This is a genomic window from Phenylobacterium sp. (assembly GCF_028290885.1).
Lineage (GTDB): Bacteria > Pseudomonadota > Alphaproteobacteria > Caulobacterales > Caulobacteraceae > Phenylobacterium.
On the sequence record NZ_JAQGIZ010000204.1, the window covers coordinates 1 to 10395 of the forward strand.

At 68.6% G+C, this 10395-nt stretch carries 12 protein-coding genes; 2 read left to right on the forward strand and 10 right to left on the reverse strand.

Annotated elements, in window-relative coordinates; translation table 11 throughout:
- The 6 genes from JWP28_RS13940 to JWP28_RS13965 form a co-directional block, all read right to left on the reverse strand.
- Positions 1-1285, reverse strand: a 1285-nt coding sequence (locus tag JWP28_RS13940; RefSeq protein ID WP_299543784.1) for a pyruvate dehydrogenase complex E1 component subunit beta, incomplete at its 3' end; no start/stop codon positions are given.
- Positions 1286-1288: 3 nt separating this feature from the next.
- Positions 1289-1723, reverse strand: coding sequence for an aldehyde-activating protein (locus JWP28_RS13945; protein ID WP_299543786.1), 435 nt, complete (start codon positions 1721-1723; stop codon positions 1289-1291).
- Positions 1720-2127, reverse strand: a complete 408-nt coding sequence (locus JWP28_RS13950; protein ID WP_299543788.1) for a GFA family protein — start codon at positions 2125-2127, stop codon at positions 1720-1722. Before JWP28_RS13950 ends, JWP28_RS13945 begins: the two co-directional genes overlap by 4 nt.
- Positions 2124-3524: a pyruvate dehydrogenase complex E1 component subunit beta gene (locus JWP28_RS13955; protein WP_299543790.1), complete on the reverse strand. Its 1401-nt coding sequence runs from the start codon at positions 3522-3524 to the stop codon at positions 2124-2126. The genes JWP28_RS13950 and JWP28_RS13955 overlap by 4 nt, the downstream gene beginning before the upstream one ends.
- The gene (pdhA, locus tag JWP28_RS13960) at positions 3521-4594 is read right to left on the reverse strand and encodes a pyruvate dehydrogenase (acetyl-transferring) E1 component subunit alpha (protein WP_299543791.1); all 1074 of its coding nucleotides are present in this window, start codon (positions 4592-4594) and stop codon (positions 3521-3523) included. Before pdhA ends, JWP28_RS13955 begins: the two co-directional genes overlap by 4 nt.
- 50 nt (positions 4595-4644) lie before the next feature.
- Entirely contained in the window at positions 4645-4941 is a 297-nt protein-coding gene (locus tag JWP28_RS13965; protein ID WP_299543793.1) for a septum formation initiator family protein, read from the reverse strand.
- Positions 4942-5048: 107 nt separating this feature from the next.
- Here JWP28_RS13965 and JWP28_RS13970 point away from each other — a divergent pair, with 107 nt between their 5' ends.
- Positions 5049-6320, forward strand: coding sequence for a mannosyltransferase family protein (locus JWP28_RS13970; RefSeq protein WP_299543795.1), 1272 nt, complete (start codon positions 5049-5051; stop codon positions 6318-6320).
- Here JWP28_RS13970 and JWP28_RS13975 read toward each other — a convergent pair.
- From JWP28_RS13975 to JWP28_RS13985, 3 genes are all read right to left on the reverse strand, one after another.
- The gene (locus JWP28_RS13975; protein WP_299543796.1) at positions 6317-7501 is read right to left on the reverse strand and encodes a tetratricopeptide repeat-containing glycosyltransferase family protein; all 1185 of its coding nucleotides are present in this window, start codon (positions 7499-7501) and stop codon (positions 6317-6319) included. The genes JWP28_RS13970 and JWP28_RS13975 overlap by 4 nt on opposite strands.
- Before the next feature lie 19 nt (positions 7502-7520).
- On the reverse strand, positions 7521-8798 hold the full coding sequence (gene eno, locus JWP28_RS13980; RefSeq protein WP_299543798.1) for a phosphopyruvate hydratase: 1278 nt from the start codon (positions 8796-8798) through the stop codon (positions 7521-7523).
- Positions 8799-8871: 73 nt separating this feature from the next.
- Entirely contained in the window at positions 8872-9444 is a 573-nt protein-coding gene (locus JWP28_RS13985) for a hypothetical protein (protein WP_299543800.1), read from the reverse strand.
- 21 nt (positions 9445-9465) lie between these two features.
- Here JWP28_RS13985 and JWP28_RS13990 point away from each other — a divergent pair, with 21 nt between their 5' ends.
- On the forward strand, positions 9466-10236 hold the full coding sequence (locus tag JWP28_RS13990) for an enoyl-CoA hydratase (protein WP_299543801.1): 771 nt from the start codon (positions 9466-9468) through the stop codon (positions 10234-10236).
- A 64-nt stretch (positions 10237-10300) separates the two neighbouring features.
- On the opposite strand, the gene rpmF is transcribed toward JWP28_RS13990, so the two are convergent.
- A partial coding sequence (gene rpmF, locus JWP28_RS13995) for a 50S ribosomal protein L32 (RefSeq protein WP_299543803.1) occupies positions 10301-10395 on the reverse strand: 95 nt, incomplete at its 5' end.

A 10395-nucleotide genomic window follows, 5' to 3' on the forward strand; every position in this document is an offset into this window, starting at 1 on the left:
GCGGCGCATCCAGGTAGTCGAAGGCGTGCTCCAGCACCTTGGCGACGATCTCGGCGCCGATGCCCATCGGGCCCCAGCCTTCCTCGACGGTCACCAGGCGATTGGTCTTCTTCACGCTCTCGACGACGGTCTGGTAGTCCATCGGCCGGATGGTGCGCAGGTCGACGACCTCCGCCTCGATCCCTTCGGCGGCCAGCTCCTCAGCCGCCTTCAGGCAGAAGCCAACCATGCGGGAATAGGCCACCAGGGTGACGCCGGTCCCTTCGCGCCGAACCTTGGCCTTGCCGATCGGCACCACCCAGTCGATGCCCTCCGGCACGTCGAACTCCTGGCCGTAGAGCATCTCGTGCTCCAGGAAGACCACGGGGTTCGGGTCGCGGATGGCCGCCTTCAGGAGGCCCTTGGCGTCGGCCGCGTCATAGGGGGCGATGACCTTCAGGCCAGGGACGTGGCCGTACCAGGCCGCATAGTCCTGGCTATGCTGGGCCGCCACCCGGGCCGCCGCGCCGTTCGGGCCGCGGAAGACCACGGAGGTCTTGATCTGGCCGCCCGACATATAGAGGGTCTTCGCGGCCGAATTGATAATATGATCAATAGCCTGCATCGCGAAGTTGAAGGTCATGAACTCGACGATGGGCTTTAGGCCCGCCATCGCCGCGCCGACGCCCAGGCCGGTGAAGCCGTATTCGGTGATCGGCGTGTCGATGACCCGCTTGTCGCCGAACTCCTGCAGCATGTCGCGGCTGACCTTGTAGGCGCCTTGGTACTGGGCGACTTCCTCGCCCATCAGGAAGACGTCCGGGTCGCGGCGCATCTCCTCGGCCATGGCGTCGCGCAGGGCGTCGCGGACCGTGGTCTTCACCAGGGTGACCCCGGCCGGGAGCTCCGGATCGCGCAGCGGCTCGGACGGGGTGACGGCCACCGGCCCCTCGCCCTCGGGCCTCGGCTTGGCGGCTTCCGGCGGCTTCTTCTCGGGATCGCCGGCGGCGGCTTCAGCCTGGCCCGGAGCCGCAGCTGGCGCCGGGGACGGCGCGGCCGCACCGCCCTCGCCCGACAGACGGGCGATCGGGGTGTTGACCTTCACCTCTTCGGAGCCTTCAGGCACCAGCAGGGCTTCGACCGTACCTTCGTCGACGGCTTCCACTTCCATGGTCGCCTTGTCGGTCTCGATCTCGGCGATCACGTCGCCGGATTTCACCGTGTCGCCCGGCTTCACATGCCACTTGGCGAGCGTCCCCTCCTCCATCGTGGGCGACAGGGCGGGCATGAGGATGTCGATCGGCATGCGTCAGGCGCTCGGCTGGGTTTCGACGAAGACGGCGGGCATCCAGCGGGCCTTGCGGCGCTCGATGCGCTCGTCCGGCCCTTCGGCGTCATAGTCCATGGGTTCGGGAACGCGGCCGTCGAAGCCCGGCAGGCCGACGCCCGTGACGTTCAGCACCGCCATCAGGCCTGCGTCGGTCGCCAGGGTGGCGGCGACATAGCAGCCACATTCGTCACAGAGCAGGAAGTCGATCTGTCCGTAACCGAAGCGGTAGCGGTTGACCGAGCCAGGGGCTGCTTCGACGTGCAGCCAGCCCGCCGGATCGCTGGTCGTTAGCGCGCCATGTCGGCGGCAGAAGCTGCACTGGCAGGCGCGCAGCGGCAGGTCGGCGGCGGCGCGCTTGGTCTCCAGCTCCACGCGGATCGCGCCACAGTGGCAATGGCCGGCCAGCGACGTCATGCCGGCTCCTTGGAAAGGTGCGCCAGCTCCGAGGCGTTGGCTTCCCAGTTCTGGCCGTCGAAGGCTTCGATCCTGAGGTCGATGCCGTCGGTGGCGTCCAGGCAGCGGGCGTTGACGCTCCAACCGTCCGGGTTGGACCGCGGCCGATAGAAGCCCTTGACGCCGCATTCGGCGCAGAACAGGTGCTTCGCCACCCGCGTGTTGAAAGTGTATTCGGCCAGCCGCTCAGCGCCCTTGGTGATGCGGAAGCGGCTCTCCGGCACGATGATGTGCACGAAGCCGGTCTTGGCGCACATCGAGCAGTTGCAGCTCTGCGCCTCGACCACGCGCGGCAGGGCTACTTCGAAGCGGACCCCGCCGCAGTGGCAACCGCCGGCATGCCAGGTGAACGGGCTGGGGCTCATTTGTACGAGACCTGTTTCGCCGCCTTCACGATCTTCTCCACCGACGGCATGGAGAGCGCCTCGAGGTTGGCCGCGTAGGGCAGCGGCACGTCCTCCTGGTGCACGCGGGCGGGCGGCGCATCCAGGTAGTCGAAGGCGTGCTCCAGCACCCGGGCGATCACCTCGGCCCCGACACCCATGGGGCCCCAGCCTTCCTCGACGGTGACCAGGCGGTTGGTCTTCTTGACGCTCTCGACGACCGTCTCCCAGTCCATCGGCCGGATCGTGCGAAGATCGACGACCTCGGCTTCGATCCCCTCGGCGGCGAGCTCCTCAGCGGCCTTCAGGCAGAAGCCGACCATCCGGGAGTAGGCGACCAGGGTGACGCCGGCGCCTTCGCGGCGGACCTTGGCCTTGCCGATCGGCACCACCCAGTCGATCCCCTCCGGAACGTCGAACTCCTGGCCGTAGAGCATCTCGTGCTCCAGGAAGACCACGGGATTCGGGTCGCGGATGGCGGCCTTGAGCAGGCCCTTGGCGTCGGCCGCATCGTAGGGCGCGATGACCTTCAGCCCGGGCACGTGGCCGTACCAGGAGGCGTAGTCCTGGCTGTGCTGGGCGGCGACCCGCGCCGCCGCGCCGTTGGGTCCGCGGAACACGATCGAGGTCTTGATCTGGCCGCCGGACATGTAGAGCGTCTTGGCGGCCGAATTCACAATCGCATCAATGGCCTGCATCGCGAAGTTGAAGGTCATGAACTCGACGATGGGCTTCAGTCCGGCCATGCCCGCGCCGACGCCGAGGCCTGCGAAGCCGTATTCGGTGATCGGGGTGTCGACGACGCGCTTGTCGCCGAACTCTTCCAGCAGGCCGCGGCTGACCTTGTAGGCGCCCTGGTACTGGGCGACTTCCTCGCCCATCAGGAACACGTCCTTGTCGCGCCGCATCTCCTCGGCCATGGCGTCGCGCAAGGCGTCGCGCACGGTGACCTTCACCAGCTTCACGCCCTGCGGCAACTCGGGGTCCTTCAGCGGCTCGGCGGGCGCGACAGGCGCAGCCCCCTCGCCCTCCGGCCTGGGCTTCGCGTCGACTTCCGGCGGCTTGCGTTCCGGATCGCCGGACGCCTCGGCCCTGGATGCCGGCGCAGCCGCGGGCTGCGGCGCCGGCGGCGCGGCGCCCGCCTCGCCCGACAGCCGGGCGATCGGGGTGTTGACCTTCACCTCCTCGGCGCCCTCCGGCACCAGGATCGCTTCCACGGTGCCTTCGTCGACGGCCTCCACCTCCATGGTGGCCTTGTCGGTCTCGATCTCGGCGATCACGTCGCCGGACTTCACCTTGTCGCCGACCTTCACGTGCCACTTGGCGAGCGTCCCCTCCTCCATGGTCGGAGAGAGGGCGGGCATCAGGACGTCGGTCATGCCTGCGCTCCCACGGGCGCGTCGGTGTAGACGTCGGTGTAGAGTTCCGAGGGGTCCGGTTCGGGGCTGGTGCGGGCGAACTCCGCGGCGTCGGCGACGATGCGCTTGACCTCCGCGTCGATGGCCTTCAGCGCGGCCTCGTCGGCGTAGCCCTTCTTCTCCAGCATCTCCTCGACGTGGTCGATGGGGTCGCGGGTCTTGCGGATCTCGTCGACCTCCTCGCGGGTGCGGTACTTGGCCGGATCGCTCATGGAGTGGCCGCGGTAGCGATAGGTCTTCATCTCCAGGATGTAGGGGCCCTTTCCGGAACGGGCGTACTCGGCGGCCTTGGCGGCAGCCGCCTTCACCGCAAGCACGTCCATGCCGTCGACCTCCTCGCCAGGGATGCGGAACGAGGCGCCGCGCTTGTAGAGGTGGGTTTCGGACGAGGAGCGGCCGATGGCCGTGCCCATGGCGTACTGGTTGTTCTCGATGATGTAGACGACCGGCAGGCTCCAGAGCTCGGCCATGTTGAAGCTCTCGTAGACCTGACCCTGGTTGGCCGCCCCGTCGCCGAAGTAGGTGAAGGCCACGGCGCCGTTCTCGCGGTAGCGGTTGGCGAACGCCAGGCCGGTGCCCAAGGGAACCTGGGCCCCGACGATCCCGTGCCCGCCGTAGAAATTCTTCGCGGTCGAGAACATGTGCATCGAGCCGCCCTTGCCCTTGGACGAGCCGGTGGCGCGGCCGGTGAGCTCGGCCATGACCGCCTTCGGGTCCATGCCGCAGGCCAGCATGTGGCCGTGCTCGCGGTAGCCGGTGATCACCTGGTCGCCGTCCTTGTGCGCCGCCTGGACGCCCACCGCGATGGCTTCCTGGCCGATGTAGAGGTGGCAGAAGCCGCCGATCAGACCCATCCCGTAGAGCTGCCCGGCCCGCTCCTCGAAGCGGCGGATCAGCAGCATGTCGCGATAGTACTGCAGCAACTCGTCCTTGCCGCCGCTCTCGGAAGGCGCTTTCCCCTTGGAAGATGGGGGGGTAGCGGCGCCGTTGGCTTTCCGCCGACCGGCCGCGCCGGTCTGCTCACGCGCCATGCGTCTCTCCGTGATCCTTCGGTAAGTCCTCTAGAACCCTCGAGAGGGCGCTAAGGCTTCATGCGGATCACATAGTCCCTCGGATCGGCGAAGCCTAGCAGGGAGCGCGCCCTTTCCTCCAGCAGGTCGGCGGAAAGGCTGGTGTCGCGCAGCAGCCGCGCCCGCGTCTCCAGGTCCTGCCGCTCGCCGCGCACTTGGGCGAGTTCGCGGGTCTTCGCCGTCAGGGTCTCGTCGCGCTGATTGGACGTGAGGATGCCGCGGTCGCCGGTGAACGCGTGGAAGCCGAAGTAGAAGATCAGGAAAGCGAGCGCCGCGGTCGGCAGATAGGAGCGAAGACGAGCGAGCACGACGAATCCCTAGGCGGAGGGATGATTTGTCGGGGCGCCGTGGTTAAGGGCCAGCTAACGTCCTTCGACGGACGATCCGGCGGGACGGCCGCTATGACAGGGGAAACATGGCGAGCGGCGCAGCGATCCCGAGGCAACCGGCACGCCATATTCGCACGATCGCGCTGATCTGGCTGGGCTGGGCGGCCGTCATGCTGGCCTACCAGGCCTTCGCACCGGCTCGGCTGCCGCTCGAGCGCCCCGACCGCGCCACCTCGTTCAGCGCCGAGGAGACCGGAGCGGGACGCCTCAACGGCCGTCCGTACCTCTCCGGCGCGTTCCTCAACAGCCATGTGGCCTGGGATTCCGAATATTATCTGTCGATCGCGCTGCACGGTTATGACGACCCCCAGATGCGCGCGGTCTCGCCGGCCTCCGATCCGGGTGCGCCGCAGTCCGGCTTGCAGCGCGAGCACCCCACCTGGACGTCGGTCAACTACGCCTTCTTCCCGGCCTATCCGTTCGCGATTCGGATCCTGGCCGCGCCCCTCGGCCTCTTCGGCCTCGATCCCGTGGCGGCGGCGACGCTGGCGGGCGTGCTCATCTCGCTCGTCGGAGCTTTGGGGGGTATGTGGGCCCTCTCCGACCTCGCGGACGAGGGCGAGCCGGATGACGGCGTTCGCGCCGGCTTCTACCTGCTGATCTGGCCGGCGTCGGTCTTCCTGGCCCAGGTCTATACCGAGGGCCTGTTCGTCGGCCTGTCGTTTGGCGCCCTCGCCATGCTGCGGCGACGGAGGTGGATGCTGGCGGCGGGCCTCGCGGCGCTCGCCACTTGGACACGCGCGACCGGCGGGCTGCTGCTGATTCCCTTCGTCTGGACCTGGCTCGCCGACGGCGGCCTGCGGCGGTTGAGGTTGGGCTCGGCCGCAACGCTGGTCCTCGCCGCCGCTCCGGCCTTCGCCTACCTCGCTTGGCGCGCGGTGTACGGGACCCGGTTCGGCTATGTCGAAGCGCACTATTTCGGCCGCGGACTGCTGCAACTGCGCGCCACTGCCCAGTCCTTCGCGGATCTCGTCGACCTCCTGCAGAACGGCGACGCGCAGGCCCGCGCCTACTACGCCGTGGAGGGCGTCGCCGTGCTGGCCTCGACGGTGTGTTCGGCGGTCCTGTGGCGAACGCACAAGGCGCTCGCGCTCTATGGCCTTGCCATCCTGGCCATCGCCCTGACCAGCGGCGCGGCGCTGGGTTTGCCCCGCTATGTCATCGCCGTCCCGGCCCTGTTCCTGGTCCCGGCGCGGTGGGGGCGCAGCGTGGTGTTCGACCGGGTCTGGAGCCTCGCCAACATCCTCGGGCTCGCGGTCTTCGGCCTGGCCTTCAGCCTGGACTTCTGGGCGGGTTAGCCTCGGGCTTGGAACGCATCCGCGACGCTCGCCATGACCGGCCCCCAATCGCCCGGCGCGGCCTGGCGGAACAGGCGCACGCTGTCGTACCAGGGCGAGTCGGTGCGGCCCTGGAACCAACGCCAATCCTGGCGGAACCAGGGCAGCATGATCCAGCAGGGCTTACCCAGCGCGCCGGCCAGGTGGGCGACGGCGGTGTCGACGGTCACGACGAGGTCGAGCTGCTCGATGATCGCCGCGAGGTCTGCGAAGTCGCCCACCGGCTCGGTCAGGTCGATCAGGTTTGCCCCGGCCTGCCGCAGCGGCCCCAACGCCTCCGCGGAGGGCAGTGAGCGGTGCGCGTCATTGGGGTGTGTCCCGCGCCCGCGCCAGGCGACGCCGACGGCCCCCCGCGGGGCATGACCGGCCCACTTCGCCCGGCGATCCGCCGGGACGCTGAGGTAGGGCGCGCCGGTAACGTCCGCGAGGGCCACGCCGAGGCGGCCGGGCGCCGAGAGGGTCAGGGTCCAGTAGTCCGGCTCGTCTAGGGTTAGGGTTTGGGCGCCCGCGAGGACGTTCAGGGGAAGCTCGGCGAACAGCGCATGCAGTTCCGGCGGGCAGACCAGCACGACCTCCGCGCCCAGCGCCTGGATGGCGAGCGCGTAGCGGACGAACTGGATCTGGTCGCCAAATCCCTGCTCCGGCCAGATCAGCAGCCGCCGTCCCGCGACCGGCTCGCCCTGCCATTCGTTGCGCAGCGGCGGGGGATCGGCCCCCTGCCCGGGCAGTCCCTTGCGGCTCTCGTAGAGCGGCCAGCCCGCGGCAAAGTCGCCAAGGCCGAGGCGCAGGTGCCCGTAGGCCAGGCGCAGCGCCGGATCGTCCGGCGTCACGGCGAGCGCCCGGGCGTAGAGTGGCTCCGCCTCGCGCCAGCGGCCGGTCTTGTGCAGGAACCCAGCCAGGCCCCACAGGGACCACACCGCGTCGGGCTTGCGCGCGACGGCTTGGCGATAGGCCGTCTCGGCCTCGGCGAACTGCTCCAGCCGGGTCAGGACATCGCCGAAATTGCGCCAGGCCTCGGGGCTGGTCGGGGCGGCGGCGACGATCCTGCGCCAGGCGTCAGCGGCGGCCGGAAACGAACCCGCCGACTGCAGGGCCGCCGCCTCGCGGAAGGCCGTCAGGATGTTCTCGTTGGTGAGGCGCATGGCGGCCTCGGGTCCGCCGTCAGTGCTTCAGCGCCGCCCGGCCGGCATAGACCGCCTGGTCGCCGAGCTCCTCCTCGATGCGCAGCAGCTGGTTGTACTTGGCCATGCGATCGGAGCGGGACAGCGAGCCGGTCTTGATCTGCCCACAATTGGTGGCGACGGCCAGGTCGGCGATCGTCGAATCCTCGGTCTCGCCGGACCGGTGGCTCATCACGGCGGTGTAGCTGTTGCGGTGCGCCATATCGACGGCGTCGAGAGTCTCGGACAGGGTGCCGATCTGGTTGACCTTGATCAGGATCGAGTTGGCCAGGCCTTTGCTGATGCCCATGGCCAGCCGCTCCGGATTGGTGACGAAGATGTCGTCGCCGACTAGCTGCACCTTGGCGCCCAGGCGCTCGGTGAGCAGCTTCCAGCCCTCCAGGTCGTCCTCGGCGCAGCCATCCTCGACGGTGACAATGGGGAACTTGGCGACCAGATTCGCCAGGTAGTCGACCATGCCTGCCGGATCGACGGAGAGCCCCTCGCCGGCCATCACGTACTTGCCGCCCTTGAAGAACTCGCTGGCGGCCGCGTCCAGGCCGAGCACGAAGTCCTTGCCCGGCTTGTAGCCCGCGCCCTCGCCGGCCTTGACGATGAAGGCCAGGGCCTCCTCGGCCGAGCCGATGTTGGGCGCGAAGCCGCCCTCGTCGCCGACGTTGGTGTTGTGGCCTGCGGCGTGCAGCTGGCCCTTCAAAGAATGGAAGATTTCCGCGCCCATGCGCAGCGCCTCGGCGAAGGTGGGCGCGCCGGTCGGCAGGATCATGAACTCCTGGATGTCGATCGGATTGTCGGCGTGGGCCCCGCCATTGATGATGTTCATCTGCGGCACGGGCAGCACCCGGGCCGAGACGCCGCCGACGTATTTGTAGAGCGGCAGGGCGGCCGAGCTCGCCGCCGCCTTGGCCGTCGCCAGGCTGACGCCGAGGATGGCGTTGGCGCCCAGGCGGGCCTTGTTGGGTGTGCCGTCGAGCTCGATGAGCATCTGGTCGATCCGCCGCTGGTCCTCGGCGTCGGAGCCCGACAGGGCGTCGTAGATCTCGCCGTTCACCGCGTCGACGGCTTGCAGGACGCCCTTGCCGCCATAGCGCTTCTTGTCGCCGTCGCGCTTCTCCACCGCCTCGTGGACCCCGGTCGAGGCGCCCGATGGCACCGCCGCGCGGCCCATCGAGCCGTCCTCCAAGATGACGTCGACCTCCACCGTGGGATTGCCGCGGCTGTCGAGGATCTCGCGGGCGCTGATGTCGACGATCTCGGTCATGGAAGGGCCTCAAGGCGTTCGGGAGCGCGGCGAGGCTTAGCGAGGCTATGCGTTGGGGGCAACTATCCCGCTGTCAGTCGCAACCCTCAATATACTGGATCGCCGCGCCGCCGACGTGAACCGCATTCACTCGGCCCTTGGTGTCGGTTTCATACCGAACGCCCTTTCGACCAGGCTTCGTCCAGAACGTCAGGTAGTGAGCCGGTTGATCGTCATAGGCGTGCGGCTCGACCTTCAGCGTCGGACCATATGCCTTCCGAATATCGTTCTCGCGGGCGCCGATTCCGAAGCCGCGATCTGTCTGGAGGGGGCCTCGCTCGTAGAGGCTGAACCGAGCGATGCGCCCTTCGTCAATCATGACGATAAGCTGTGGATAGCCCGGCACGACATCCTCGTGGCAGCTCTCGTTGCCGCTCGGCCTGTTCGATTCCTTGAGGCCGAAGCGTCGCATGGCGGCGGCCTCGGGCATCCCGATCTTGATCCCGCCCCATCCCTCAGCCGTGAGTGGCGCAGGGGAGGCGAATGTCTGCGAGCCGCAAACCGCATTCAGTGCTGCGCCAGGATCAGAACGGCCAGGAATGATCTGAGCATGTGTCCGCGACGGTAGCTCACGACGATTGACTTGAGGAGGATGACCTTCGCTCATGCGGCAAAATCGGAGGACCCCATGCTGCTCGTGGAACGCCAGGACGCCGTCGCCGTCGTCACGCTCAACCGCCCCGAGGCGATGAATGCGCTGTCGAAGGCGCTCCGGGCCGCGCTCCAGCAGGCGCTGGCCGAGCTGGACGCCGATCCGACGGTGAAGGTCGTGGTGCTGACGGGCGCCGGCGAGCGGGCGTTCACCGCCGGGCTCGACCTGAAGGAGCTTTCCACCGATCCGCTGGGCATGGGCGCGGCCAACGCGACAGACCCAGCAGAGAACCCGGCGCGGGCGGTGCTGGCCTGCTCCAAGCCGATCGTGGGCGCAATCAACGGCGTCGCCATCACCGGCGGGTTCGAGGTGGCGCTGGCCTGCGACGTGCTGATCTGCTCGACCAACGCCCGCTTCGCCGACACCCATGCGCGGGTGGGCATCACACCGGGCTGGGGCCTTTCGCAGAAGCTGTCGCGGGCGATCGGGCCCTATCGCGCCAAGGAACTGTCGCTGACCGGCAATTTCCTGAGCGCGCAACAGGCCTACGACTGGGGCCTGGTGAACCGCGTGGTCGAGCCCGCCGAGCTGATGCGCACGGCGCTGAAGCTGGCCCACGAGATGGCCTCCATCGAGGCCGACATGCTGGTGACCTACAAGGCGATGATCGACGACGGCTACGCGCTGACCATGGGCGAAGGCCTGGCGCTGGAGCACGAACGCTCGGTCATCCACAACGCCGCCGTCACGCCGGAAATGGTCGAGGCCCGCCGCGCGGCGGTGCAGGCCCGCGGGCGCACGCAATAGCGCGAATCGAAACGGCCCCGCCTGTCGCCAGACGGAGCCGCGAAAGCCCGAATTCTGAAAGCGCCTAGTCTTCCTTCGGCGTCAGGACCTGGCGGCCTTTGTACATGCCGGTCTTCAGGTCGACGTGGTGCGGACGCTTCAGCTCGCCGGTCTCCTTGT